Here is a 26,301-nt window from a genome sequence, read left to right on the forward strand (position 1 = left end):
AGCTTAAATCAATCTTGAGCAATTCTAAAACCAGCGTGTTGATAAAAGTAGGGACGAAACCAGTTGCGATAGGTTGGTAATGCCATTGCACCATTAGTAGCCCAAGAACCGCCAAGCATCATCTGATGTTTGCCATCAAAAAAGGGTGCTGCTTGATCTTCGTAAAGCGGATGAGGTTCAAATCCTGGTAGGGCGTTGAAAGTGTCCCCCAACCATTCCCAGACATTTCCTCTGAGATCATAAAGCCCACAAGCGCTATTAGCTGGTTTGAACATTCCCACTGGGCTGGGGGAAATGAATTGTAAGTTGAGATTAGAGTTAGTTGATAAGTGGTTATCCTTACAGGTAAGTAAAGCTTGATTCCATTCGGCTTCACTCATCAAGCGGATTTCTGAGCCTTGAGAGCGACAAAATGCGATCGCTTCGTAGTAATTGACTTCCACAGGCCAGTCTAAGGGTAAGTCTATTTCGTCGAATGTGGCTCGATAGCGGTAGCCATCCTGCAAGGGTATCCAGAATTTAGGATGTTGGATGTTGTAGAGTTGCTTCCAATCCCAAGATTCAGCATTCCAGTAGTCTGAATTGTTGTAACCACCAGCTTGAACAAATTTCAGATATTCTCCGTTAGTGATTAGATATTGACTAGCTAAAAAGGGTTTTACTTCAACAGTGCGATCGCCATATTCGCTATCCCAACCGAATGTAAGATCATCCTTGGGTTTTCCTAGTTTCACCACACCACCGGGAACCCGACGCATTTCATTGTTGGGAATGTTCCCCTTGCTAGGTGCATAATTCCAACCTTGGGGACGTTTTAAGCAATTAGTAGGCAATTGACGCACCAGCATCGAAGAGGTTTCAAAGTGAATGCGACTATGTTCTATTCCCATCAGCAAAGCCCAGAAGGGATGCTGTTGATGAATCGGGAAATCCAGGGAAGTATTTTGGATCACCTTTGTAATAGCTTCTCGTGCTTTGTCTCGATATTGCCAAACTTTTTCTACATCAGGCCAGCTAACCCCTTTCATTCCTGCGTCGAGTTCTGTCGGTGTTTCTGGATTAACTCCGATTTCAAATAGGGTTTCGTATTGGGAATTAATTCGAGCTTTGATTAAACCAACTCTAATTAACTTGTTGATGAAAAAAACAGCTGAGTGACCAAGATAAAAAATTAGACGGTTTCTTAAAGGATCAGGGTTAAAATGAAAAGTTTCTTCCCTGACCAAACTTTTCATGAGTGTTTCTTCAAGCTCCCAAGAATTTTGAAAGTAGTTGAGCAGGCTTTGTGAACTGCAATCATTCAGTGTGGGGACTTGAGTCGATGTCAGTCTATTTAGCGTTGAAACTAAAGGCATGATATTTTTGACAGGAGATTAACTGTACAAGTTACGCAAACTACAACTTATTACAAAAATAAGTGTTGTTTATTACATTTTCTCTTGTGTCGTCATGATCAGCCAATTTGCTCAATTTGTAAATAGACAAAGAATGTATTTTAAAATACTTAAACTACGGGTTGCCAGAATAATATAAATAATGGATTAGCGCTCAATTACTTATCTTAACTGAGTTTCAGATGATTTTTCTGGAGTGCAAACATAGCACTTCTCGTTTGTATGCAATACACTCTCACCTTTCTCCTTTTAGGAGAGAGGCTTTCCTCGTTCCTAGCCAGAGGCTAGGAATGGCTATTGTGAGGCTTTGCCTCCTAAATTTGCGGCAGAGCCACTTTTAATGCATTTCCAGCCAGAGGCTAGAAACGAGAATTTTCTCTAGCTACTTTTGGCATCGCTGATTGGTATGCAAACGATGTCAAATATTTTACTCAATTTCCATTCCCTTAAAGGGAGGAAGTTACGTTAATCTAATTCGCAGTTTCTGGGTTAAATAAATCGTGCAGTGATTAACAAATCGTTTGTGCATAACTAAACCTGCGGTGGGCTGTGACGCTCGTTCGGGCCAGCGTGCCGTAGGCAAGACTTGATAACGGTGTCGCCGAAAGCCGGCGCTTAGACTTTTCGCTCTTGCTTTTGAGAGGCTTTGAATTCTCCCCCAAGGGTTGTAGAGTTGGGGGGTTAGGTTTCGCTGTCTTGTTTTTCAGATTCTGTGAAAAGTCAGGTCGATCATTACCTTAAAAGTGCTGCTCACTTCGGTAAAATTGTGATTAAGATTGAATAATCATCAGATCAACAATATTCACGGCAATTGGTAGAGAAAATGGAGACTGGTGCTAAAGGAGAGATTTAGCGTCAACCTCCTTACAATCCATCTGCACCACACAATTTCTTCCTTGTGCTTTTGCCTGGTAGAGTCCCTGGTCAGCAGTAGCAATTAAGGTTGCGGGAGATAATTGGCTATGAGGAGTGATGGTTGCCACACCAAGACTTAGCGTGATGAATTCACTGACCTGAGAATGGGGATGAGGCTTTTTTAACGCACTAACATTGTTCTGAATATCTCTTGCAACTGCAATGGCCGATTCGATATCAGTATTTGGTAAAATAACTGCAAACTCTTCTCCACCATAACGAGCAACTAAATCAGCAGGGTGTTTAACTGTCTGAGAGATTGCCTTGGCAACCTGTCTAAGTGCATCATCACCTGCCAGATGTCCATGCGTATCATTGTAAAGCTTAAAGTAATCGACATCGCACAAAATCAAAGATAGCGAGGCTTGCTCTCGTGCCAATCGTTGCCACTGTGCGTTGAACGTATCATCAAAGCAGCGTCGATTTGCCACTTGGGTTAGACCATCCGAACAGGCAAGGCGCTGTAATTCATGATTTGCTTGTTGTAATTGGTGGTAAAGTTCTGATTGCTGAATAGCGATCGCAGCTTGTCCCGCTAACTGGTTAAACAAGTTAATCTCCGATTGCTGCCATTGTCTGGCATGATGGCATTGGTGAGCGATCAATAGTCCCCACAAACCGTCTTGCTGCAAAATGGGCACGATAAGGTATGCCCGGATTTGCAAACTTCGGAGGAAGCCAACATGACACGGCGATAGTCCCGGAGTTTCAATGTCTTTGATCGCTCTGGTGTTACCTTGTTGAAAGTAAGCTGCACGCGTGGGTTGAAAGCACGTGTCCATGATGTATCCCTGAATGGACATACACCCTTCTGCTAAGGATTCTACAGCGACTAAACCACTCCAGTCTGGCTCAAACTGGTAAATCACCACTCGGTCTACCTCAAACAGTTGTCGCACTTCGGCTGCTGTGGTTTGCAAAATCTCGTCTAAGTTCAATGATTGTCGAATGCGTTGCGTCACAGCCGCGACAATTCGCTCGGACTCGCTTTGGTGTTGGACATGCTGCTCAACTTGCTTACCATCTGCCGATGCAACAGTTAACGCGATCGGATCAAAGTGAGGAGTTGTAGTGACAGGTATTGCACTGGGTTTACCAATCAAATAGCCTTGAGCAAAAGTTGCGCCTCGTTCTCGCAGCCAGTTCAGTTCCTCAATGCACTCAATCCCTTCAACGACGCTCTGGATATTTAACTTTTGAGTAATCTCCAGAAGCTTCTCTGTAATCGAAGCTTTGTAAAGATTTTGATGCACATCTTGAATTAACTCTATGTCCAACTTAATAAAGTCTGGACGTAACTGATGCAGCAAGTTTAGGCTGGAATAGCCAGAACCGAGGTCATCAAGGGCTACTAAAAAACCAGCGTCCCGGTAGTATTTGAGTACTGTCTTGAGATGGTCTAAATCTTGAAAATTGTCTGACTCCACGACCTCAAAAACAACCCGTTCATGGGAGATGCCTGCTTGATCAATTGCCTCTAGGGTACTACGTAGACAAAAAGCTGGATCATAAAGCGCCGTTGGTGCAAAATTGATGAAAATCTGCCCGCTTACTTGATGGCGGCTGAATTGAGCGATCGCGCTCAGACGAGCAACTCGGTCGAGTTGTGGTAAGAGTCCAGCTTCAGTTGCTAACTCCATAATTGGTCCCGGTAGCACTAAATTGCCTTGTTCATCCAGCCCCCGCAAGAGTGATTCATATCCGTAAATCTGCGATGTATCCTTAATTGAGACAATTGGTTGGAAGTAACTGGTGAATCGTTCCGTTGCCAGCATTTCAACCAGCCAGTCGGATTGGTTGAACTTAATGAAGCGTTGTAATGAGGTTATGTCACTAAAATCGTGGAGTTGAGGTTCGATAACACCTTGAAGGAAAAGGACTTGCGTCTCTCTTAATTCTCTCGGTGCAAGTAGTTGGGCCAGGTTACGGGCAATTTCTTGTGACTGTCCAGGTCTACAGTCCAAACTCAGACCTGAACGCTTGTGCATCAGTTCATACTTCAGGGCAAACTGCTGTAGGTAGGAGGTGACTTTTTTCAGTGTATGGAGAACGGGGAACCAGAGAAAGAGCTTGCCAGCCTCTTTAGTCCGGCAGCGTGCAACATTGCGACAAGGACAGGTTTTGGAGATAGCACATATTTGGCTCATAACTAACTAATTTGCTCAATCCGATTTCCCTTATTATTCCCACTATTTTTAATGTAAAAGATAAATTACACTTCAAATAGATGAAGATTTGATGAGTTTAATTAATTGAATAATTTAATTTAGTAGGTAACTCACCAATACATCCATAAGGTTAGACTAAATGCTTAAGTAGTTACCAATCTATTTTGTGCAATTAAGCCAATTTATGAAGAGTTTTATTAACAACTTAAGTTACCAAATCAAGGTAAATTTCAGCCAGAATAGGAATAACTTTTAGCTAGATTAATTAAGAGTAAATATATTACTTAAAAAAGAATCTAACCTCAATAAATTAATCCGCTTGGGTTAAGGCTTGATCCTCCCTAACCCTTTTTTTTAAGAGGGAATTAGAGCAAGCGTATTGCTCAGTAAATAACAAAAGCTCTCAAACAAGTCAAAAAAGTATCTCCTGTTTTAGGGAAAATGCATGATTTAAGTTGCAAACTGCTGAGATAGAAATTGTGATCTCAAGTCAGAGCATCACAACTTTTATCATAAATTAAATTTATCATATTAAGAAACAAGACTATTTGATTTTATTATCAAAGTTGCTTTATCCTGAAATCAGTACAGATTTGAACTTTGAACTCTTTACGGAGGATTGGGACTCCAACCAAGAACTTAATAAGAATAACTTCTACAGTACTCAGTACCGGAGCGCCCATTCCTGAGCCACTCGCTCAGAGTTCAAAGAGCAAAGTAATGTTAAATTGCCCAAAGAAGTTTTAGTGTGTCTACTTTTCAACTTTGAGAAAGCAAAAAAGGACAATAGCTAAATGCTAAAGGAGCAAATTGATTGCCCCACCAGACCCAAAACAAGTGCAATGATCATGAAACTTTTCCAAATCACTCTAGTGGTCTTAGTACTTTTGATCAACTTAGCAATTGCTTTCCCTTCCTGGGCAGAAAGAGCGCCTTTTTTAACTAGCAATCCTAACTACTTTCAAGTAGGGCAAAAAGTCATTTGGCTTTACAAGGCTCGCGCAGATTCTAGCGATGTCCAAAGAATTCCTGCCGAAGTAGTCAAGTTAAGCTCCAAACAAGTGCAAATCAAGGTGTACAAACATAACAACGAATTTGTTAATCGTTGGGTGAATCCAAACAAGCTTGAGAATTCGCAAAAAGTTAAAAGGTCAGTACTCTAAAATTGAGCCAGATGGAAGTAAACCAGTCCTAGCCAGTGACAAAAGTCTTTACTGGACAAAGTATTTGGATTTAGGGTGAGATAGCAAAAATGTTCTTTCCAAAACGGGATGCTCCCAAGCTATCCAGTCTAAAGTAGCCTGTTGATGGCACAAAAGTTGATGTCTACAACGGGCGTAGTTACGTTACAGCCCTAAACTTCTAAACTATTTTATTTTTTGTAAATTAAAAAAACTGAACCAATCGGCCCAAGGTTTTCTACATAAGTTTTCTGGTTATAATATAATCCTGGAGACATCCCTCCATCAAATAAAATCCCTTCTTGAATCTTACCTAAACAGTTATTGCTAGCAATACCTTCGAGGACATTATCAAACATATCTGGCAGTAACTCTTGATTAACCTGAGACAATTCAATATTTGAATTAGCCTTCAAGTCATTAACTAATAGTATTACATAGCCTTGATTAGTGATAGCTGCCAGAGAGCGATTAGTTGCATTTTTACAGGCAAATTCTCCCAAATCTTGACAAATATCTTTAAACTTACCTTGACGATAGAATCTGCCATTACCGCCCACTAAATTATAATTTAGAATATCGCTCTTTCTTCTACCAGTTTGGATCGTAGCCTGTCGCTGGTTGGGTGTACCTCCTGATATCCCAAAGGAAGAACGTTTATTCTTAAATGCTCCTGAATACTCTACGCCACGAGAAACATTTAAGCCTTGTGGTTTATCATCAGTACCTATATAATCGGCATTAATTGCGGCAATGGGTAGCTGGCCGTCTAATTTGGCATTCTCATCGTTGATAAGTTCATGAAACTGTTTTGGTACATATTCTTTACGTAGTTTCCCCCTAGCATCTTTGGCGTAGAGTTTATGAGATAGACCAACATTAACTTTGAAATCTAATTCTGCTGATTTGGGATTAAAAATAATTACATTGTTAATGCCTCTTTGATTTTTTTTACCTTGATTATTGGTTTTAAAAAAATCAATACTTGACTTAGCATCTTTACCAAGGCAAGTTTTAGATGCTTTTGGGACTGAATTTGCCTCAATCTTTTGACAACCTGATAAAAAGCTTGCACCAATTATCAAGCTAAATAACAAAAATAATTTTTTTGTAGACATATAATGCAAAAAAACCGCTACAGAATTACTATAGCGGGGAATAATTTAAAATTTCAGTTTGGAGTTAATCTAAGAGCCAAAACTTAAGGGAACCATTCTAAAACAGCTTCTTCTTTGGTGTTAGTATTCCGGGATGGTGTCTCACGATTAAATTTCATTTGAATTGACCGAGTTTGCTCACCATCAGCAGCTACAGCCAAAATCGGATAGTCGATTAAACCATCCTGGAAGGACATCTGGAAGCGGAATGTCCCATCTGGATTTAACTGAATTCTCCGGTCACCAATGGTTACAGTAGCATTAGGTTCAGTTGCACCGTAGACTATCAACTCAGCATCGGCAATTAACCAGAACTGGCGTGGACGCACTGGTACAGCAGAAGCCGAGAAGCCAACACCTGACATTCCTGCACCAGAAGCAGTTAACCCAGATCCGGTGGGAATTGCCCACAGACCTACACCAGACGGGAAAATATAGGAGCTAATGGCTTGTTCAGGACGCGCTGAACCTGGTATTTGCTGCTGGGAGCCGAAGATAGAACCAGCAACCCGTTGTGCTTCAGCAGATTCGGCTAAACCAAATATTTCGTCGTAGATGGGATTACCATTGCTGTTGCTGTTGCCGTTGACATTTACATTCACACCATCATTGGTGGTAACTGCAATCTTCTCAGCAGGGTGAACCAGTTCGTACTGAGTCTCACCACGCAAATCTTCTTCAAAGTTGACAGTAATGAAGACATCTTCAATCCAGTCAGAAGGATAGACGGGAGGAATGTGTACTTTAGCAGAACGAGCTAGTACCAACCAGCGACCATCAGCAGCACGATAACCGATATCGATCACATAATCGCGATCGCTAACTGGAACTGGTAGATACCATTCTCTAGCTAGTTCATCAGCAGGATATTCTTGAATACTGTGAGGGCTTTGGTATTCGATATTAATGTCCGTGACATCATAAATCCGTAGTGCGAGTTGTTGTCCTCCTTGTCGGCGGAGTTCCTGTTTATGTTCATTCGGAATATCCCAGTAAGTGTAAGCCCACTGAGGATCGCGCGGTAAGAGGACAATCCGGCTTTCACCATAACCAGAGGGCAGATCGGCGAGTCCTTCATCAACATCAGCCAAAGATCCACCTGTCCGATCTTCCTGACCTAATTCAAACTTAGCTGCTTCCACGGTTTCTTGTGCCTCCAACGAACGAGATGGACTGAGCAAAGTTCTGCTGCGCTGGACTTCTAGAATTGATGCCAGCAATTGTGATTTACGCATTCGGCTATAGCGAGAGATGCTATATTCGCTGGCAACTCTCCGTAGTTGCCGTAAGGTCATCTCTTCTAGTGGTGGGCGTTCTTTTGCCATTTATTTGGCCTCCAGTAGTTTAAGCGGTAAATGATTTCCCCTGGTTAAAGAATGCTATATAAAATGTCATCCACTCCAGATGAACTTCTTATTCCTGACTCCTGGTTTTGCCCAGTTTTTAAGTTTTTAAATTGAGATCACTTCCAATCAATTCCTCGTTATGCCAAAATCAGCATTTCTTTGGGATCGGAGGAGTTCTATTTGTTATCTTAAATCAATATTAACCACTAAGCATATATAGGGATCAAGGGGTTTCAATAGGTTTTTTAGCTGTTTCACGAATTTATCAGGTCTTCTGGGATCGAATTGTCAAATTTTCATAACATTGCTAGCTAGTTTATATTGATTAATGGCGATAATGTCAATTTTTCATGACATTAAGTTGTGGGTTAGTCAAAAACCGTAATCTATAAACAAAGGAGTAGGATGCAAAGGGGTTATGTCGTTGATCACAAAATAGGTAAGCTAGTGCGGATGATAGGCGCGATCATAGATATTACCGAAAGCTTGCCTTGCTGCGCGATCGCAATCGAGTACAAGCAGAATTAGCCAAAACTTGCGCTCACAAGTTTCGGCTAATATCACCCTGAAAATTCGTTAGTCTTTACAAATCGAGCAAATTCTTCAAACTCCTAATCTCCAATCAACTCCACTGCATCTCGTCCATCGCAATTTTGTAAGTAAACTTTGACAACTTCTTCTTTAGCAGTAGGCAACTGCTTGCCAATAAAATCTGGGTGAATTGGTAATTCTCGATGACCTCTGTCTACTAATACAGCTAAACGAATCACTTCTGGTCTACCGTACTCGTTGACTGCGTTCAAAGCAGCGCGAATCGTCCGTCCTTTGAAAATAACATCATCCACGAGTACAACTGTTTTCCCCGTCAGGTCAAAAGGAATTTCGCTTTTTGTTGGAGTCCGCAATCCAATTTTATCGAGGTCATCTCGATAAAATGTAATGTCCAAAGCGCCAACTGACACGGCTACACCTTCTAGTGTCTCAATCTGACGCGCTAACAATTCGGCTAATAACGCACCCCTGGTATAAATACCAAGAAGCACCAGTTGAGACAAATCACGTGTCCTTTCCACAATTTGAGAGGCGAGGCGAGTCAAAGTCCGACGGATTTCTTCTGATGAGAGAATTTCAACTACTTTGGCAGACATAGCGAGTGATAAGTTAGGAGTGATCAGTTAAGAGTTAGGAATTTTTATTCTTAACTCCTAACTCCTAACTCCTAACTTTATATTTATCATTATCTATTTGGGAGTATTAAGAATATAGCGATCGCTATCCCTAACCATAGCAAAAAACAATATCGAGTCAGCTGCAAAGCATTCTGAATAGAAGTTGCAGTAATGGGATAAATAGCATCTCCTAGCAGTGGTTTGTACTTAGCTACCCCACGATACCAATTTGTACCCCCCATCTGCACACCCAAAAAAGCAGCATAAGCGCACTCACTCCAGCCAGAATTGGGACTAGGATCATTAATTGCATCCCGACGACAAATTCGGCAAACATGCATCGGTTTACCTGATAACAGCGCCAGAGTCACAACTGTTAACCGACAAGGTAGCCAAGTCAAACAATCTTCCAACCGCGCACAAAACCAGCCAAAATAAGTATAAGGTGCTTCCCGATAGCCCACCATTGAATCAAGGGTACTACTGGCTTTGTATGCTAAAGCCAAGGGAGTTGGCCCCACAAGTGGCACAAAGACACCAACAATTGCATAAAAAAGTGGAGCCATTACCCCATCGGTGGCATTTTCTGCAACCGTTTCTAAAACTGCTCGTGAAATTTCTGCTTGTGAGAGGTTTTGTGTATCTCGACCAACGTAATTACTTAAAATCTTCCGAGCCTGCCCCAAATCTCCCGCTGTTAAAGGTTGTAAAACAGCCACTGCTGCTGCTCGCAAACTTCTGCCAGCAAAACAACTAGCCAAAAGAATGCTATCTATGGCAATTCCCAACAATGGATGAACCCATCTGGCACTTTGAATAATCAAAAAGCCAACAAGGCCGCTACCAATTATTAGGATAATGCCTAATACAATTCCAGCTAGGCGTTGTGTTAGAGAATTTTGACACAATTGCAGAGAAAATTTAGTCAGGCGAGAAATTACCCACCCCATAACTTGCACTGGATGAGGCCAATTCCAAGGATCGCCAATTAAGTAATCTAAAAGTGCAGCAATTATTAAGATATAGATGCTATTAGTCATAAGTTACTGGTCAAGGGTCAACCAATTTTGGATTTTGGATTTGGATAATAGAATTGACCTTGACTACGAAACCGAACAGAGGTACGTACCCCTACGGGGATCTTGCTACGCGTTAGCGTCTCCAAGAGTTGTCCGGGGCATAAACCAAAAAACCTAAAATCTAAAATTCGTGGTCAAGACGAGCCAGTCTTGTGCGGGAGTTTCTTCCGTCAAGTGAACTGGCTCTCAAGGGTCAATATTTTGATTATTGACTATTGACTATTGACTTTTTACTAAACCACAAAACTAGCCTCTTCTCCAAGGGAAGCCTGCCAGCTACGAGCATCGTAATAAAGGTCTGCCAGAGTAATACTGTACAAAGCTTCTTTAAGCTTTTGGTTGAGTCTCTGCCAGAGGCTAAATGTTACCCAATCTTCAGCTTGTGCAGGTGCTGGGGTGTGATGGGGTAAATGGCTAGTCTCGCCAACTGCTTCTAAAATTTGTCCTATAGATATTTGTGCAGGCTCTCTTGCCAATTGGTATCCACCAATGCTACCACGAATTGATTTAACTATTGACGCACGACGCATTTCTATTAGTAGTTTTTCGAGGTAAGGAGCTGGGATATCTTGGCGTTTGGCGATCGCTCTCACAGAGACAGGGCCATATCTTGGCTGTAAACTCAAATCTAGCAACGCCTTCACACTATAGTGTCCTCTGGTAGTTAGTTTCATTTTGGCAAGGTTTATTGTTTAGTCAATAGTCAATTTTACAGAGTCCAAATATTGACCCTTGAACGGTAGTTGCTCTTTTGGGGAAACACGCTTATTGCTCTATTTGGGGAGACCCTAAGACCGCACTGCCTCCTCTTGACCTTTGACTAAGAATCAGTTTTACTTATCATTCTCTGACTCAGTTATCATCTAAAGTTTGTAAACAACCTTTTGAGCGTTAGTTTAGAAAACTTAAAACTTGTATAGTCTAGCAGTGATTCACTAACTATATATATATAGTTATCAGCATTGCCAGCATTCTGTAAAATAGATTGTCTTGGCAATATTGTTAATCACATAACAATTGTGCCGATGAGTGTAATATACTTGGCTAGGTTGAGATAAAAACTAAAGGATTATGTTCCTGTTAGCTCAATGTCAGCTAAAATAAAATCGATTCAAACACTTCAAACATTCATTTTCGACCTAAGTTGATGCCTAAACTGAAAAAAATTGAACCCCTACTCGGTGAAGAACTGCTCAAAAAAGTCAAAGAGCTAGAGAGCGAGAGCAAAGAAGATAAAGCTAAGAAGTGCGGCTACTATACCATTACAAAAAACGGTATAGAGCGCGTCAATATGATGAAGTTCTTAAATGCCCTAATTGATGCCGAAGGCATTCAGTTGGACAGTACACCCAGTGCTAATGGGCGTGGTGGACGTAGTGCCAGCTATAGAATTAGTGTGCAATCAAATGGTAACTTACTTATAGGTTCAGCTTATACAAAACAGATGAATCTTAAACCAGGAGATGAGTTTCTGATCACTTTAGGCAAAAAGCACATTCGTCTGAGACAGGTAGATCCAGAAGATCGGGAAGATGATGAAGCTATAGAAGCCACAGCTTAATAATATAGTTAAGAGTCCAAATTCAACAGATTTTAGACTTTCCTGCGGAACGCTACGCTCAGTCTAACAATTTTAGATTTTGGATTGACCCCACCAATAAACAGATGGGGCTTGAAGATTTTGAATTTTGGATTTGTGTCACCCACAAGGGGTGAAAACGCGTAGCGAGACATTAGTCTAGCATGAACCGAAAAGACGCAAGGGTAGCGCAGCGTAAAGCCTGCGGCATGGCAACTCTAAGAGTTGCCGTTGGCAAACGAGAGGCGTGTTGCAGACAAGCCTCTCTAAGAGTTGGCTTTACGCTGCGCTATCGGGTTTTCTTCAATCTAAAATTGGCACTCAAGAGTCATTAATCAAAAGTCCAAGATTTTTGATCCTTGACCTTGCCAATTTTGGATAATAGAATTGTTTTTTGGTTCATACCACACCCCTTGTTGTTGGAACAAATCTAAAAGGCGCTCGTACTCCTGCGGGAAAGCAAGCTATGCGTAGTGTGTCATAGACAAGACTTGCTAACGCAAATCTAAAATCCCAAATTGATTGACCCTTGACTACTTATTAATAACTATATCTGTGGTGGGTAAGACTGGTAAATAGTGGCGAAGTGCCTTGCGCGTAACTGCTAAATTGTAAGTTAATGCAATTTGCTCTCTTTCTAGTAAACCCAAAATGCGATCGGGTTTATCTCGTGCTACCACTGGTAATTGATGCAAACCTCGAAGAGTCATCCGGTCTAAAGCTTCAGATAATAATTCATCCTGCCATGCGTAGAGGATTTCAGTAGTACAAATGTCTATGAGGGTTTGACTGGATAAATTATCTGGAATTTCAGTTAGCGAATTTGGGTAAGTTTGCCAAAGAGCAAGGGCGCGGTTAATATCTTCCAGAGAAAGTATACCAACTAATTGCTCTGCTTCATCAATTACTAAAGCACTTCGGGCGCGATCGCGGATCATTTCTACAGCTGCATCTAACACTCCAAGGGTTGCAGGTAGCTTTTTTGGACAGGGGTACATGGCATCTTCTACCAAAATTTGCTCCACAATTTCCGCTTTTTCATCTTTCAATTCAGAAAGACCAATTTGTTGTAGGTTAGAGTTAGAGTTAAAAGTTGGTTTAATCCTTTCCACTAGCCAAACACTCAAACCTACAGCTGCCATCAACGGTAAAACAATCCGATAGTCGCGGGTTAATTCAAACAGCATTAAAATAGCCGTTAACGGCGCTCTGACACTAGCAGCCAGCACTGCTGCCATTCCTACCATTGCATAAGCTGGGGGAGCTGCCATCTGATCGCAAATAGCCGGGAATGCCACAGCCAAAATCTTGGCGTAAGCTGATCCAAAAGAAGCACCTAAAAACATTGCTGGTGCAAACAAACCGCCAATGAAACCACTACCCGTACTAATTGCAGTCATCAGTAGCTTCACTACCAACAGCACCACCAACAGGTAGAGTGGAAATTCCACATCCTGAAGCATTGCTTCTACAGTTTCATAACCGACGCCCAGAATTTGCGGGAAGTGCAAAGCAACTGCGCCAATTATCATACCGCCAATAATTGGATGAATCGGCTCAGGAATTCGTCCCAAAAAGTCAAAACCTGGAACCTTTCCAGCAAAGCAGGCTTTTGCTCCCCGAATTGATTGAGTATAAGCCAAAGATACTAAGCTGGCCCCTAAACCCAAGCCAAGATAAAGGGGTAATTCCAAAGGACTACGGACTTGGTAAACAGGTAAATCAAAAGCAGGTTGTGCCCCCAAACCAATTTGGGCAATTAATGCTGCTACCACCGCCGCTAGCAGCACCACACTCACAGCAGAAGTAGCAAAAGATGTAGCTCCCATTACCACCTCTAGGGCAAAAAATACTCCAGCGATGGGAGCATTAAATCCAGCAGCGAGTCCAGCTGCCGCGCCAGCACCTAACAGCAAACGTTGTTGTTCTTGAGATACATTCAGGATCACAGACAACAACATCCCAAAATTTGCGCCAATTTCTACACTCGGTCCCTCTGGCCCCAAAGAAGCACCGCTTCCCAAAGAAACAGATGCGGCCAGCATCTTCGTAACTGGTCGTAGTGGTCGCTTAATCTCTGTTCCTTGAGAGGCAGCGATTAGAGATGAAAGTTCAGGGCCAAAGTCTTGAGTGCGCCAGCGCATGAAGCCAACGATTAAGCCGCCAAGGGTGGGAACGCAGGCTAAAGTCCAAGCACCCCAGACGCCGATTTGACCCATTAAATTTTCCAGCATCAACTGGTGAATCAGTTGGATTAAATAGTGAAAGGTGACTACACCCATACCAGTACCACCGCCAATCAGCATGGCTAAAAACAGCACAATGGTTTCTGGGGATGGTTGAAAACGATTAATTAGGTCAGCTAAACGAGCGGAAGGTGTAGGAAAGGCAGGTTGTTCCGTTACCTTCCTTAGTTGAGTGGGAGGCAAGAGAGTCATTCAGAAGCGGGGTAAATGTAAGAAAAAATTTAAATTTTTATCTGTTACTTCTCATTGTGAGCCATTATTTAGCAACCAGACAAGTAGACTTTATTTGTTTGATTTACAAAGCTTTAGCAAAAAATGTTATTGTGCAAAACTTTTGTGGGCAGAATGGTTAAATGGGAGACAATTGTTATTTAAGGGTCAACGATGCCTAAATTGGGCTATTCGGCGTCGCTAGTGGGGTGCGAGTCAGCGCCAACGCTACTGCTTTCTAAAGACAACAGAGCTTTTGTGGGCTGGGTGGACACACTCGCAAACATTAACTAGAAGGAAGTCATCCTTGCCTAAATCTAGCTATACTCGTGTTACGACCATTGAGCCATCCTTTGTAGTAATACAATGTATGTATGATTTATGCCTGATGTCAGACCATACTTGGAAGTCTGCTAAGTATTGATCGGCATTCAATATAACTATTGTTATAGAGCGAGTAAATGGACTAGGCGGACGAGGTAAATGAATATACACACCTTTGATAATCATTATGTTACTTGCCCAATTTGCCAAAGAAATGCTACACCAAAACTAGTTAAAACACGCATGGGCTTGTTTTGCTGTCCCTATTGCCAGGAACGGCTAGTAGTTTGCCAAAGCGGTCATTATGTCCGTGATCCGTTTACTTGGAGACAATTGATGATTTCTTCGGCGCTACGTCGTCAAAGCCGACCTTTAGCTAGGATTATCAGAGATTTTGTCCTGCTGAAGCGTCCTATGGTAGCCTTGGCTGTAGGAAGTGCCATTTTCTTTAGTGCGATCGCTTTGACTCAGGAAAAGACAAATTACGATCGCCAAATTTTTCCCACAACAGAGAAAGTTAATGAACTAGGAAACAAATCTCAGTAAATGGATTACTTTAGTATAAATCAAATCTTACTTTGATTTTTGTAATATTATAACTAAATACTTTTGTGAAACCGTGTCTTATTCGCCCCAAATAAGACACGGTTTTACATTATAAGTAAGATCTCTGATGTACTTAAATTGAGTTGACGCTTGAAATAATCTTGCTGAAAAACGGGAAGACTATGGTTACTTACTATTAGGGAAATTTTTATGAAAGTTCTAAATATAGAAATGCTCAAAAAATCTCTGTTTAACTTTTTGATTTTGCCTTTTTTTCTAGCACCCTGGCTGTGCGTGGGAACGCTTTTTGATTCCAAAGTTAATGCTTTACCAGGGCAAAGTACAGAGGAAGTAGGCACCTGGATTAAAGCACATCCCACACTCCGCCCCAGGAGTGGAGAGCAATTGTTTGTGCAAAAGACTGATACAGCTGCTCAACGATTCACTTTTCAAGCGTCGGTTTTGCCTCCCGGTAGGGTGGAATTTTCTAAAGACCGTGGCACAATTCGCAGTGAGCGGATTGCCATGTATGATGCCATTAACGGCATGACATTTGCGCGTCTCCAAGAATCCTTGCGGGTGATTTATGGCTTGGAGATTTATCAAGACTACGATCGCGCTCAGGTAGTGTATGAGTATCCCAACCAAAAGGTAATTAACTCAGCGCGTTTTGCCAAAACTCCGATTCGGGAAGCTTTAAAGGGAGAATTACGAGTAGGCGATCGCTATGTATATTGGGTGGAAATTGCCCAACCCAAGACTGGCAAAGCTTTTACGGGTCAAATGACGATTTTGCTCAAAACTGATTTAGACAAGTTAGAAAATGAACTGCAAATTCGTTAATGGGCATTAGGCATTGCGGTAGAGGGGAAAGACTTACTGCAAGCAACTTCCCCTTTTCTCCCCTTGCTCCCTCATCTCTTCTCGTTGGTTGTGATTGTCTGATCTATGAGGAGTTTCCGATCTGTTTCATAATTCATGTAGTCAGTTTAGCGTACATGTTGCTTCAGCAGGAATACCTAATTAAAAAGTCATAAAACTAGCTTCTGATTATTTATAACAATCTCATTTGATTTGTGAAAAGATAGGCTTGGAGAAAATAATGGGGGATTTGTGATGCTGTAGGTTAACCAGTATAGACTAAATATAATATCTTTGAAAAATACGTCCCGCTTGGAATAAGAAGCAAAATGATATCACCGAATTTACTAGAAATTGAGCGTTCCATCCGCACCTTGTCTGTGGAAGAACAACTTTGGCTGCTAGAAAGTATTGCTAGACAAATCCGAGAGAATGAGTATACAACAAATAAATTGGCTGATGCCGAAAATCACAAAGAAAAACTAGAAGTGATGATTAGTGAACCAAGCATTCCAATAGAAAATGCTGCGATAATTGATGAGTTTGCGATTTCTGAAATCCTCTGATATGTAAAACTAAAAATTATGAGTTTGCCAAATTTAAAAAGTCAAATATATAAGTTATAAGTGAGCGATCGCTTAGAATTCCTTGAGGCGAGATTTGATAGACTTACTCGCAGTGATGCTAAAAACCAAGACCAACAGTTGGTGTTATTAACTAAACAGGAAGAGATAACTGTTTGGTTCGCTCACACTTCTAAACCTCAGATTTCAGCTAGAGCAATCCTATCTGATTTGTTCAAATTCGCGGTGTCCAAATCCCCGACTTCCTAAAAATTGTCGGTGATCTGACTTTTCACGAATGATTTAGGACTGCGATCGCAATCCTAAATGAGTTGTAAGAAAATTCACCCTCCGATTCCTTGGGGGTACTACAGGGGGGTCGCAATAATTTTAAATTCTGCGCGTTTGATTTAGGACTGCTACATATAGTTGCCAATCAATAAGTACCATAGATAACTTTTGCATCTAAGTCTTGTAGATTGACTTTTATTTCATTTATCTTTACGATTCAACCACATTATGGTAGACAGGTGGGATAAATACGCTCCGATGATGTTGCTAATTAATCGGGCAATAGGGACGATCTCGCAAAAACAACTTATCAAGGGTGCTCATTACATTGTTTGAAGTTATGTAGCCTTTTGATTACGGCCTATCAACCACTGCGGTAAACTATGCGTTGATTATGATTCTTTCGCAGAGAAGAACACTCGAAAGGAGCGGTTTTTTCAATGTCTCATACAGTAAAAATCTACGATACCTGCATTGGCTGCACCCAATGCGTCCGCGCTTGCCCTACTGATGTACTGGAGATGGTTCCTTGGGATGGCTGCAAAGCTGCTCAAATTGCCTCTTCACCCCGTACAGAAGACTGCGTGGGCTGTAAGCGCTGCGAAACCGCTTGTCCCACCGACTTTTTGAGCATCCGGGTTTACCTGGGCGCTGAAACAACTCGCAGTATGGGTCTAGCTTACTAAAAAGCTCAGTGTTGAGTCACCGAACTTCTGATCGCGATGCGGGTCTACTGTCCAACCGTTTTTTCCAAAATGGTTGCCTTGTATCCTTTGGACATAAGGGAGAGGTGCAAGCCTTTACGCCTCTGGGCAGTGATATAGACCATCAGCCTCCGCACCCTGCGGGATCTTGGTACAGAGTTCTCGCTGAGTCCTGAGTTTTGAGGCAAAAGAAGTAAATCAAAAAAATAATTTCTTGATTCTTCACTCAGCTTTCAGAACTCAGAACTCAGTGCTCAAGAATTTTAAAGTTTCTTAATAGCAAGCATCTTTAGCAATACTTAGTAGTAAAGGGAGTAAATTACTCCCTTTTTTGTTTGCAAAACGTCAAGTTTGTGCTACCAACTAGACATACTGGATTTAATCATCCTAAAAAAAAGCGGTGTGAACAATGTGCGGAATCGTTGGATATATAGGCACTCAAGCGGCAACAGAGATTTTACTAGCTGGGCTGGAAAAACTAGAGTATAGGGGCTACGATTCTGCTGGAATCGCCACTATTTGGGAAGGTGAGGTAAATTGTGTACGGGCAAAGGGCAAACTGCATAACCTGCGTTCTAAACTCGAACAAATAGAAACGCCTGCCCAGATTGGTATTGGTCACACACGCTGGGCAACTCATGGTAAACCAGAAGAGTACAACGCCCATCCCCACATGGATACGGCAAAGCGAGTGGCGGTTGTGCAAAATGGGATTATCGAAAATTACCGCGAGTTGCGCGAGGAACTTAAAGCAAAAGGACACCAATTTCGTTCTGAAACCGATACAGAAGTAATTCCCCATCTCATAGCCGAATTTTTAAAGAATCTTCCGCCTTCATCTCCCTCATCTCGCTTCTTAGAGGCAATTCGCCAAACCGTTAACCATTTGCAGGGGGCATTTGCGATCGCAGTTATTTCTGCTGACTACCCCGATGAATTGATTGTTGTCCGCCAACAAGCACCTTTGGTAATTGGTTTTGGGCAAGGGGAGTTCTTTTGTGCATCTGACACGCCAGCGATCGTTGCCTACACCCGTGCAGTGCTACCTCTGGAAAATGGCGAAATTGCCCGCCTCACACCTTTGGGCGTTGAGATTTACAATTTTGCTGGCGATAGGTTGAAAAAACAACCCCGCCTGCTCAATTTCAATCCTGCAATGGTAGAAAAGCAGGGATTCAAACACTTCATGCTCAAAGAAATTCATGAGCAACCAGGGGTAGTAAGAGCTAGTTTAGACGCATACTTTAATCCAGGCGAATCTACCGAATCGCCAATCAATCTTGGTTTATCTGCGGATTTATACAACGATTTAGAACAAATTCAGATCGTCGCCTGTGGTACTAGTTGGCACGCAGCATTAATCGGAAAATATTTAATCGAACAATTAGCTGGAATTTCAACTCAGGTGCATTACGCTTCTGAATATCGCTATGCACCATCACCTGTGACGGCTAACACGTTGATCATAGGCGTTACCCAATCAGGTGAAACTGCTGATACCCTAGCAGCTTTAGCGATGGAAAAAGAACGTCGTCAGGGAAAAGAACCCAAGTATCATGCGCGACTACTGGGCATTACCAATCGCCCAGAAAGCAGCCTTGGTCATATGGTACCGCATGTCATCAGTACTTTAGCGGGAATTGAAATTGGGGTAGCGGCGACAAAAACTTTTACCGCCCAACTGATGGCATTTTATGCTTTGGCATTGGATTTAGCAGCTCGTCGTCAGACAGTTTCAAAAGATGTATTAGAAAAAATTATTAACGGGTTGCAGCAGATTCCCAAAGAAATTGAAGCAACCTTGGAAAGTCAAGAACGTTTAACTGAACAGCTAGCCCATGAATTCGCCGAAACCAAAGATTTCATTTTTGTGGGAAGGGGAATTAACTTCCCCATTGCTTTGGAAGGGGCGTTGAAATTAAAAGAAATCAGCTACATTCACGCCGAAGGCTATGCGGCTGGAGAGATGAAACATGGCCCGATCGCTCTATTAGATGCGAAAGTACCAGTAGTTGCGATCGCAATACCTGGTAGTGTTTACGAAAAAGTTATTTCCAATGCCCAAGAAGCCAAAGCCAGAGATTCTCGGTTAATTGGCGTGACTCCAGTTAAAGATGGCGAAGCTGCGGAAATCTTTAACGATCTTCTTCCCGTCTCTCATGTGGACGAATTACTTTCTCCGATTCTGACAGTGGTTCCCCTGCAACTATTGGCTTATCATATTGCAGCCCGTCGCGGTTTGGATGTCGATCAGCCTCGTAACCTTGCTAAAAGTGTTACGGTAGAGTAGTATAATTTTATACGTTTTACAGGTCGTACAACAATAATAAAGTCGTATAACAAATAAAAAAGTTGTACAATTTATCCTGTAGGCGCGTATGTGAGCATCTACAGGAGTTTTTATGGCTAGAAGCAAGCAAGATTGGACGCAAGCCAAGTTTGAGCGTTACTTGAAGGAAGGCCGTGGTCAGGGTAGTGGGAAAGACTATCAACCTTGGATAAAGATTCAGGATTTTCCCTCAAAGGGTCGTGTTTCTAGACCTCCAGCTTGGAAAACAAACCGAGAACATCATCTGCTTTCTGATAACGAGAAGCGGCTGTTTTACGTCTTCGAGTGGTCAGATACGATTGTAGATATAAGAGAGCAGTTTCCTCTAATTGACCTTGACTTAGCAATGAGTATTGCAGAGGAAATAGGTATTAACTATCCTAAAGATCCGCAAAGCAATACTTCCCGTGTTTTAACAACGGATTTTATGCTTTCTGTCAAGCAAGGCAAAATGATAGTCCAGAAAGCACGAACATTTAAGCTAACTAAGGATTTAGGAAGTAAGTCTGTAGCTGAAAAGTTTGAGTTAGAAAAGCGTTACTATGCTGCTAAAGGTATTGATTGGGGAATAATCACAGAGAAAGAAGTCCCTAAGCAATTAGCAAAAAATGTTGAGTGGGTTCATACTGCTTATAAACTAGAAGAAAATGCAGATATAAATCTTGAAGAACTACGTGACGGGAGCATGTCAACTTTGCTAGAACAGATGAACTATTGAAGAGTGGCAGAATCAATGAAAATAGAGGAAGAAATCAATTCTTACTCAACAATGAAACCAGCCAATCAGAGAAAACTCCAGAAACATCTTCAAGCCGTAGCAAAAATTCTGTATCAAGAAGCAGAGACTGAAGAATTAAAGAGTCTAGCCGGGATTGAAAAAACAATTCTTAGCAAACTATAGAATACATTACACCAGAATTAGGGGTTTTTTTCTCAAAGAAGCAACAGGAACTTCATCCGGACGAGTAAGAACAATCAAAAGTATTCTTGGAAAATTACCAGTCAGTGAGAAACAAGCACGAAAGTTAAAACTAGACAAAAATCAAAAAATAAGTCCCTATTTAGAGCAATGTTGCTTGAGAGCAAGTGCGAATGTTTCCTATGAAAATGCAGCCAAAGATATTTATAAATATACCGGGATGTCGATTTCTGCTAGTACACAACAAAGAATCGTTCAGCGGTATGAGTTTCCCGAAATAGAATGTGGACAAGAGCTAGAAGAAATTAGCGTGGACGGCGGTAAGGTGAGGCTTAGGACTGAAATAAAAGCAGAGCCATGCATCTGGAAAGACTATAAAGCCATCTGTATTAACCAACAAATAAAAGTAGCTAGATTGGGTGAAAATGAAGCTTTAGTCGATTGGGTAAATCAACAACAGTTAGCCAATCCATTAACTTGCTTAGGTGATGGACATCCAGGGATTTGGAAAATAATTCGGCAATTTAATTGTCCAGGAGAAAGACGGGAGATTTTAGATTGGTTCCATCTGATCGAAAATCTACATAAAGTGGGTGGTTCTCTCAAGCGACTCAAAACTGCGGAAACTCTTCTTTGGCAAGGAAAAATTGATGAAACTCTCGCTCTCATCTCTCCACTTAAAGCTAAACAAGCTCAAAATTTTTGCCAGTATTTGGAAACCCATCGGCATCGAATTGTAAATTATGATTATTATCAAACCGAAGGTATTTGTTCTATTGGTTCCGGTGCTATCGAGTCTACTATCAAACAGATAGATCGGCGATTAAAAATCTCTGGAGCACAATGGGATGAATCTAACGTCTCTCAAGTTCTCAAGTTCTCAAGCATCGCTGTGCTTATCTTAATAACCAGCTTTAGAACCTGTTTAGTTCGTTTGTTCTAACAAAGTTGACATGCTCCCGATTGGTTAAAACCTTTGCGTATTAAGCTTTCCAAAAGTTGTACAGCTTTTTTATTTGTTTTTAGAGACTAGTATGCTGAAATCGTACAACTTTATTTTTTCAAAAGTTCTGAGTAGCTAACGATAGAATAATACTTATAGGTACTTAAATTATACAACTTTTTTATCTTTCTACAGTAGACATCGCATAATCTAAAGGGATGCTGGGAATAATAATTTTGGGACATCAGCACCAAAATTCCATGAAACAGCAAAAAAATCAGTTCAGCCATCTCACTGCGATCGAAAGAAGTTATCTGTCATTTCCTGCACAGTTTTTATTAAATCAAAACCTTCTCCAAGGCAAAATACTAGACTTTGGTTGTGGCTTTGGTAATGATGTTAAAATATTACGCCAAAAAGGTTGTGATATTACAGGCTATGACCCTTATTATTTTCCAGAATATCCTCATAATAAATTTGATACAATAATTTGTTTTTATGTTTTAAATGTTTTATTTACTGAAGAACAAACTAATGTTCTTATGGAAGTGTCACACTTATTAAAACCAGGAGGTAAAGCTTATTATGCTGTAAGAAGGGATATCAAAAAAGAAGGGTTTCGAGAACATTATGTTCATAAAAAACCTACCTATCAATGTATGGTGAGACTTCCTTTTACTTCAGTTTTTTTAGATGAGTATCGGGAATTACATGAGTATATTCACTATAATTATCAGCAAAATTCATCTAATTGTTGCATATTTTGTAATCCTAATAAAAGTCTAAAGCTATTAACTGAATCAGCAACGGCTTATGCTCTTTTTGATGGCTATCCTATAAGTAAAGGACATGTTTTAGTTATTCCAAAACGTCATGTTAGCAGTTATTTTGATTTACTATTTAAAGAGCAATCTGCTTGCTGGTTTATGGTAAACAAAGTACAAAAAATTCTCAAAGCAGAATTTGAACCTGATGGCTTTAATGTAGGAATGAATATTAACCGAGCCGCAGGTCAAAATATTATGCACACCAGTATTCATATTATCCCTCGTTATAAAGGTGATACTATATCTACAAAAAGTGGAATCAGGAACGTTATTCCTAAAAAGCAATAGTTTTTTACTGACAGCTTCTAGGAGCAAACCCGGATTTATAGCAAGTACATAAATTTGAAAAGCCTGATTTTTCAGTCTTGTTGTATTGCAAAATATTTCAGTTAACCGAGATTTTCTGGATCTATTCCCAGCGCTCTTAATTGTTCTGTCAATTGTTGCACTCTTTGTTCTGCTTGTTGAGCGCGTTGTGCTTCTTGTTGAGCGCGTTGTGTTTCTTGTTTTATTTGTTCTGCGGGTGTGAGATACCGTTGTCCTTGCTCATCATACCAATACATCCATTCCCGCGTTACACCGCAATAATTTCCTCTTTCGCAACCAATTCCTAAGCCAATTTCTGTTAGCCAAACGGGGTTTCCTTCTTGCAATTCATACTTACCATTAACTAACTTATGTACTTCCAAATGCGGTTTGCGGCGGCGACGGGAAGAATAAATCACGTAGTAAAGTACACCCAAAGCCGCATATTCATCCAATTTAGTAGTATATTCCTTGCGATAATTTTGGGAAACTACTTCTAGCACGAAAATCGGTACAACATTTTCATCCCACAGCACATAACTAGGACGCAGTTCCTCATCATAAAACCGCTCTACCCCTAAGCTCAAAAACCCATCTGGCACAATGGCCGGTTTATCGGGGTGATGATAAATACCCATATCTATGGCAAAGAGCCAGTCCATGCGCTCTGCCCAAAGAATCAGCAGGATCGCCTTCAGTAAGCCTGGTATTAATTCTTGCAGTTCATTATCCACAGGTGTTTCATCAGAGTCTGGTAGTTCCTCGGCTGAGGGCAAGTACCTTGGCAAGTTGTACTCTAACATGGTTGGTTTCCCCAAAACTCAAAGGATATTTGGCTCACCAGAATTATAGCGATTTCTTTGCAACTATATCAGTAGCGTACTACGCAAGGCGGAAGTCAAAAGTTAAAAGTCAAAAGTCAAAATGAATATAGCATAAGCATTTCGTTGATTTGGATTGAGTAGTTTATTTCCGCAGTACTGTAGTATTAATGTATATTAAGTACTCTACTGACACTAATTGGCAGCTTTTAACTACTAGACAATCTTAAATCTGCCAAAATGATCAGGAAGAAAATTTATTTGATATCTAAATTCTAACTATCACAATCCGATTATCTTGTATGATGCAATGTTTTGTTTTGACTAAGGGATACCACTTGTGGTATTTAAAAATAGTCAAGATTCGATAGATATAATAGTTACTGGCTCTTTTCCTGATTTTGCAGAGCATTGCCTCAGCTAAAGTTGCAGCCAAGTCAAGAATGCAAGCGTTTCTAGCCCATCCAGGAAGTTGCTTAAGCTAATAAAATTTTGGTAACTCTTAACTATTAATAAATATATAGGTGCTTAGTGCTATTCATGCTTTATATTTAGCGACAGGGTGGTGCAAACAGCCACTCATATTCAAATACTAAGGAGGCAGTATCCACTGGGAGCAACTCACGCTTCGATACCATCAGCACGTAGCGTAAGTAAAGGTTAAGTTGATATTCAAACGAATAATTTTTGCTGAATTGCGACAGATAAAGACTAAACTAAAAAGTCTTGTGCAGCAAAACCTGTAGCTTTAAATGAAGTAATCATGTCTAAGGTTCTTGTCTCTGATTCGATTGACCAAGCTGGAATTGACATTCTTTCGCAAGTTGCTACCGTTGATGTCAAAATAGGTCTAAAACCAGCCGAACTGCTCGAAATTATTGGTGAGTATGACGCGCTGATGATTCGCTCTAGTACACGCGTCACCCAAGAAATTATTGAAGCCGGCACGCAGCTAAAAATCATCGGTCGTGCTGGTGTGGGTGTGGATAATGTGGATGTTCCCGCTGCCACACGCCGGGGAATTGTGGTAGTCAATTCTCCAGAGGGAAACACAATTGCCGCCGCAGAACATGCGCTAGCAATGATTTTGGCTTTATCTCGCCACATCCCCGATGCTAACGCTTCGGTGAAACGCGGTGCGTGGGATCGCAATAGCTTTGTTGGCGCGGAAGTCTACAAAAAAACTCTCGGCGTTGTCGGTTTGGGTAAAATTGGCTCCCACGTTGCCTCTGTAGCTAAGACAATGGGGATGAAACTCCTAGCTTATGACCCTTTTATTTCTACAGACCGAGCCGAACAACTTGGCTGTCAGTTGGTGGAGCTAGATTTACTCTTCCAGCAAGCAGACTATATCACCCTACACATCCCTAAAACCCCAGAAACCACCCACTTAATCAATGCCACAACCCTGGCAAAAATGAAACCCACAGCCCGGATTATCAACTGCGCTCGTGGTGGGATCATTGATGAAGTAGCTTTAGCAGCAGCTCTGAAAGCGGGTAAAATTGGAGGTGCAGCCTTGGATGTGTTCGAGTCAGAACCACTGGGTGAATCTGAATTGCGATCGCTAGGCAAAGAAATCATCCTCACCCCCCATTTGGGAGCCTCCACCGCGGAAGCTCAAGTAAATGTAGCCATTGACGTTGCCGAACAAATTCGGGATGTACTTTTAGGACTACCAGCGCGTTCAGCCGTCAACATTCCCGGACTCGGCCCCGATGTGTTGGAAGAACTTAAACCCTACATGCAACTAGCAGAAACTCTAGGTAACCTGGTGGGACAGCTAGCTGGCGGACGGGTGGAAGTACTCAATATTCGACTGCAAGGGGAACTCGCGACTAACAAAAGTCAGCCTTTGGTAGTCGCTGCCCTGAAAGGATTACTTTACCAAGCTTTGCGGGAACGGGTAAATTACGTAAATGCCAACATAGAAGCTAAAGAACGCGGAATTCGGGTGATTGAAACCCGCGATGCTTCCATTAGAGACTATGCCGGAACGCTTCATCTAGAAGCCACGGGTACTTTAGGGACTCATTCTGTCACAGGCGCTTTGTTGGGTGAGCGGGAAATCCACCTGACTGATGTTGATGGTTTCCCGATTAACGTCCCACCCACTAAATATATGCTGTTTACCCTACACCGCGATATGCCGGGGATTATCGGCAAACTCGGTTCTTTACTCGGCAGTTTTAATGTGAATATTGCCAGTATGCAAGTAGGTCGTAAAATCGTCCGTGGTGATGCGGTAATGGCTCTGAGTATAGATGACCCCTTACCTGAGGGCATTTTGGATGAGATTATAAAAGTCCCTGGTATTCGGGACGCGTATACAGTAACACTTTAATTTTGGATTTCGGACTTCGGCTACGCTCAGTCGAACGATTTTGGATTTTGGATTGGTAATGGCTAATTGCTCATTGTTT

21 protein-coding genes and 1 pseudogene are annotated in these 26,301 nt (G+C 41.5%); 13 read left to right on the forward strand and 9 right to left on the reverse strand.

Annotation, left to right across the window (positions count from 1 at the left end; genetic code table 11):
* Window positions 1-8: 8 nt before the first annotated feature.
* A complete protein-coding gene (ovoA, locus tag V7K35_RS16105) occupies window positions 9-1,355 on the reverse strand; it encodes a 5-histidylcysteine sulfoxide synthase (protein WP_335080251.1) in 1,347 nt (448 codons plus the stop codon).
* A gap of 875 nt (window positions 1,356-2,230) precedes the next feature.
* Window positions 2,231-4,456, reverse strand: a complete 2,226-nt coding sequence (locus V7K35_RS16110; RefSeq protein WP_335080252.1) for an EAL domain-containing protein — start codon at window positions 4,454-4,456, stop codon at window positions 2,231-2,233.
* An 869-nt stretch (window positions 4,457-5,325) separates the two neighbouring features.
* On the opposite strand from V7K35_RS16110, the gene V7K35_RS16115 reads away from it, so the two are divergent.
* Window positions 5,326-5,640 (forward strand): hypothetical protein, encoded by a 315-nt coding sequence (locus tag V7K35_RS16115; protein ID WP_335080253.1) that lies wholly within the window; start codon window positions 5,326-5,328, stop codon window positions 5,638-5,640.
* A 209-nt stretch (window positions 5,641-5,849) separates the two neighbouring features.
* Here the strand turns inward: V7K35_RS16115 and V7K35_RS16120 are convergent, their stop codons facing one another.
* The 5 genes from V7K35_RS16120 to V7K35_RS16140 form a co-directional block, all read right to left on the reverse strand.
* Window positions 5,850-6,776 carry a phosphodiester glycosidase family protein gene (locus V7K35_RS16120; protein WP_335080254.1) on the reverse strand — a complete coding sequence of 309 codons (927 nt, stop codon included), beginning with the start codon at window positions 6,774-6,776 and terminating at the stop codon, window positions 5,850-5,852.
* 83 nt (window positions 6,777-6,859) lie between these two features.
* The gene (locus V7K35_RS16125; RefSeq protein WP_335080255.1) at window positions 6,860-8,140 is read right to left on the reverse strand and encodes a DUF4912 domain-containing protein; all 1,281 of its coding nucleotides are present in this window, start codon (window positions 8,138-8,140) and stop codon (window positions 6,860-6,862) included.
* A gap of 632 nt (window positions 8,141-8,772) precedes the next feature.
* Window positions 8,773-9,309 carry a bifunctional pyr operon transcriptional regulator/uracil phosphoribosyltransferase PyrR gene (gene pyrR, locus V7K35_RS16130; protein WP_298920883.1) on the reverse strand — a complete coding sequence of 179 codons (537 nt, stop codon included), beginning with the start codon at window positions 9,307-9,309 and terminating at the stop codon, window positions 8,773-8,775.
* Window positions 9,310-9,398: 89 nt separating this feature from the next.
* Window positions 9,399-10,370, reverse strand: a complete 972-nt coding sequence (gene cbiB, locus V7K35_RS16135; protein ID WP_335080256.1) for an adenosylcobinamide-phosphate synthase CbiB — start codon at window positions 10,368-10,370, stop codon at window positions 9,399-9,401.
* 272 nt (window positions 10,371-10,642) lie between these two features.
* Window positions 10,643-11,083, reverse strand: a complete 441-nt coding sequence (locus V7K35_RS16140; RefSeq protein ID WP_298920878.1) for an Rrf2 family transcriptional regulator — start codon at window positions 11,081-11,083, stop codon at window positions 10,643-10,645.
* 473 nt (window positions 11,084-11,556) lie between these two features.
* On the opposite strand from V7K35_RS16140, the gene V7K35_RS16145 reads away from it, so the two are divergent.
* Together V7K35_RS16145 and V7K35_RS16150 are read left to right on the forward strand one after the other, a co-directional pair.
* Window positions 11,557-11,970 carry an AbrB family transcriptional regulator gene (locus tag V7K35_RS16145; protein WP_273768913.1) on the forward strand — a complete coding sequence of 138 codons (414 nt, stop codon included), beginning with the start codon at window positions 11,557-11,559 and terminating at the stop codon, window positions 11,968-11,970.
* A gap of 182 nt (window positions 11,971-12,152) precedes the next feature.
* Window positions 12,153-12,323 (forward strand): hypothetical protein, encoded by a 171-nt coding sequence (locus V7K35_RS16150; protein WP_335080257.1) that lies wholly within the window; start codon window positions 12,153-12,155, stop codon window positions 12,321-12,323.
* 198 nt (window positions 12,324-12,521) lie between these two features.
* On the opposite strand, the gene V7K35_RS16155 is transcribed toward V7K35_RS16150, so the two are convergent.
* A complete protein-coding gene (locus tag V7K35_RS16155; RefSeq protein ID WP_335080258.1) occupies window positions 12,522-14,426 on the reverse strand; it encodes a chloride channel protein in 1,905 nt (634 codons plus the stop codon).
* Window positions 14,427-14,927: 501 nt separating this feature from the next.
* Here V7K35_RS16155 and V7K35_RS16160 point away from each other — a divergent pair.
* The 9 genes and pseudogenes from V7K35_RS16160 to V7K35_RS16200 all read left to right on the forward strand — a co-directional run bounded on the left by V7K35_RS16160 (window position 14,928) and on the right by V7K35_RS16200 (window position 23,039).
* Window positions 14,928-15,314 (forward strand): hypothetical protein, encoded by a 387-nt coding sequence (locus V7K35_RS16160; protein ID WP_335080259.1) that lies wholly within the window; start codon window positions 14,928-14,930, stop codon window positions 15,312-15,314.
* A gap of 231 nt (window positions 15,315-15,545) precedes the next feature.
* Window positions 15,546-16,157, forward strand: coding sequence for a hypothetical protein (locus V7K35_RS16165; RefSeq protein ID WP_335080309.1), 612 nt, complete (start codon window positions 15,546-15,548; stop codon window positions 16,155-16,157).
* A gap of 347 nt (window positions 16,158-16,504) precedes the next feature.
* Window positions 16,505-16,741 carry a hypothetical protein gene (locus V7K35_RS16170; RefSeq protein ID WP_335080260.1) on the forward strand — a complete coding sequence of 79 codons (237 nt, stop codon included), beginning with the start codon at window positions 16,505-16,507 and terminating at the stop codon, window positions 16,739-16,741.
* A 60-nt stretch (window positions 16,742-16,801) separates the two neighbouring features.
* The gene (locus V7K35_RS16175) at window positions 16,802-17,008 is read left to right on the forward strand and encodes a hypothetical protein (protein WP_335080261.1); all 207 of its coding nucleotides are present in this window, start codon (window positions 16,802-16,804) and stop codon (window positions 17,006-17,008) included.
* 461 nt (window positions 17,009-17,469) lie between these two features.
* Window positions 17,470-17,715, forward strand: a complete 246-nt coding sequence (gene psaC, locus V7K35_RS16180; protein WP_012411495.1) for a photosystem I iron-sulfur center protein PsaC — start codon at window positions 17,470-17,472, stop codon at window positions 17,713-17,715.
* A 427-nt stretch (window positions 17,716-18,142) separates the two neighbouring features.
* Entirely contained in the window at window positions 18,143-20,023 is a 1,881-nt protein-coding gene (gene glmS, locus V7K35_RS16185) for a glutamine--fructose-6-phosphate transaminase (isomerizing) (RefSeq protein WP_335080262.1), read from the forward strand.
* Between the two features lie 112 nt (window positions 20,024-20,135).
* On the forward strand, window positions 20,136-20,780 hold the full coding sequence (locus V7K35_RS16190; protein WP_335080263.1) for a TnsA endonuclease N-terminal domain-containing protein: 645 nt from the start codon (window positions 20,136-20,138) through the stop codon (window positions 20,778-20,780).
* 51 nt (window positions 20,781-20,831) lie between these two features.
* Window positions 20,832-21,899, forward strand: a pseudogene (locus V7K35_RS16195) (ISKra4 family transposase).
* Between the two features lie 285 nt (window positions 21,900-22,184).
* Window positions 22,185-23,039, forward strand: a complete 855-nt coding sequence (locus V7K35_RS16200; protein WP_335080264.1) for an HIT family protein — start codon at window positions 22,185-22,187, stop codon at window positions 23,037-23,039.
* 101 nt (window positions 23,040-23,140) lie between these two features.
* Here V7K35_RS16200 and V7K35_RS16205 read toward each other — a convergent pair whose 3' ends face one another.
* Window positions 23,141-23,860 (reverse strand): Uma2 family endonuclease, encoded by a 720-nt coding sequence (locus V7K35_RS16205; protein WP_335080265.1) that lies wholly within the window; start codon window positions 23,858-23,860, stop codon window positions 23,141-23,143.
* A 781-nt stretch (window positions 23,861-24,641) separates the two neighbouring features.
* On the opposite strand from V7K35_RS16205, the gene serA reads away from it, so the two are divergent.
* Window positions 24,642-26,222, forward strand: coding sequence for a phosphoglycerate dehydrogenase (gene serA, locus V7K35_RS16210; protein ID WP_335080266.1), 1,581 nt, complete (start codon window positions 24,642-24,644; stop codon window positions 26,220-26,222).
* Window positions 26,223-26,301: the final 79 nt, after the last annotated feature.

This window comes from Nostoc sp., assembly GCF_036917275.1.
GTDB lineage: Bacteria > Cyanobacteriota > Cyanobacteriia > Cyanobacteriales > Nostocaceae > Nostoc.

What these genes read in the sequence shown, in the direction of transcription:
- V7K35_RS16115 (WP_335080253.1), top strand. Translation starts at nt 5,326, where the DNA reads ATGAAACTTTTCCAAATCACTCTAGTGGTCTTAGTACTTTTGATCAAC.
- V7K35_RS16110 (WP_335080252.1), bottom strand. Translation starts at nt 4,456, where the DNA reads ATGAGCCAAATATGTGCTATCTCCAAAACCTGTCCTTGTCGCAATGTT.
- V7K35_RS16200 (WP_335080264.1), top strand. Translation starts at nt 22,185, where the DNA reads ATGAAACAGCAAAAAAATCAGTTCAGCCATCTCACTGCGATCGAAAGA.
- V7K35_RS16205 (WP_335080265.1), bottom strand. Translation starts at nt 23,860, where the DNA reads ATGTTAGAGTACAACTTGCCAAGGTACTTGCCCTCAGCCGAGGAACTA.
- V7K35_RS16125 (WP_335080255.1), bottom strand. Translation starts at nt 8,140, where the DNA reads ATGGCAAAAGAACGCCCACCACTAGAAGAGATGACCTTACGGCAACTA.
- V7K35_RS16165 (WP_335080309.1), top strand. Translation starts at nt 15,546, where the DNA reads ATGCTCAAAAAATCTCTGTTTAACTTTTTGATTTTGCCTTTTTTTCTA.
- V7K35_RS16145 (WP_273768913.1), top strand. Translation starts at nt 11,557, where the DNA reads ATGCCTAAACTGAAAAAAATTGAACCCCTACTCGGTGAAGAACTGCTC.
- pyrR (WP_298920883.1), bottom strand. Translation starts at nt 9,309, where the DNA reads ATGTCTGCCAAAGTAGTTGAAATTCTCTCATCAGAAGAAATCCGTCGG.
- V7K35_RS16150 (WP_335080257.1), top strand. Translation starts at nt 12,153, where the DNA reads ATGAACCGAAAAGACGCAAGGGTAGCGCAGCGTAAAGCCTGCGGCATG.
- V7K35_RS16155 (WP_335080258.1), bottom strand. Translation starts at nt 14,426, where the DNA reads ATGACTCTCTTGCCTCCCACTCAACTAAGGAAGGTAACGGAACAACCT.
- V7K35_RS16140 (WP_298920878.1), bottom strand. Translation starts at nt 11,083, where the DNA reads ATGAAACTAACTACCAGAGGACACTATAGTGTGAAGGCGTTGCTAGAT.
- ovoA (WP_335080251.1), bottom strand. Translation starts at nt 1,355, where the DNA reads ATGCCTTTAGTTTCAACGCTAAATAGACTGACATCGACTCAAGTCCCC.
- cbiB (WP_335080256.1), bottom strand. Translation starts at nt 10,370, where the DNA reads ATGACTAATAGCATCTATATCTTAATAATTGCTGCACTTTTAGATTAC.
- V7K35_RS16170 (WP_335080260.1), top strand. Translation starts at nt 16,505, where the DNA reads ATGATATCACCGAATTTACTAGAAATTGAGCGTTCCATCCGCACCTTG.
- V7K35_RS16120 (WP_335080254.1), bottom strand. Translation starts at nt 6,776, where the DNA reads ATGTCTACAAAAAAATTATTTTTGTTATTTAGCTTGATAATTGGTGCA.
- glmS (WP_335080262.1), top strand. Translation starts at nt 18,143, where the DNA reads ATGTGCGGAATCGTTGGATATATAGGCACTCAAGCGGCAACAGAGATT.
- psaC (WP_012411495.1), top strand. Translation starts at nt 17,470, where the DNA reads ATGTCTCATACAGTAAAAATCTACGATACCTGCATTGGCTGCACCCAA.
- V7K35_RS16190 (WP_335080263.1), top strand. Translation starts at nt 20,136, where the DNA reads ATGGCTAGAAGCAAGCAAGATTGGACGCAAGCCAAGTTTGAGCGTTAC.
- V7K35_RS16160 (WP_335080259.1), top strand. Translation starts at nt 14,928, where the DNA reads ATGAATATACACACCTTTGATAATCATTATGTTACTTGCCCAATTTGC.
- serA (WP_335080266.1), top strand. Translation starts at nt 24,642, where the DNA reads ATGTCTAAGGTTCTTGTCTCTGATTCGATTGACCAAGCTGGAATTGAC.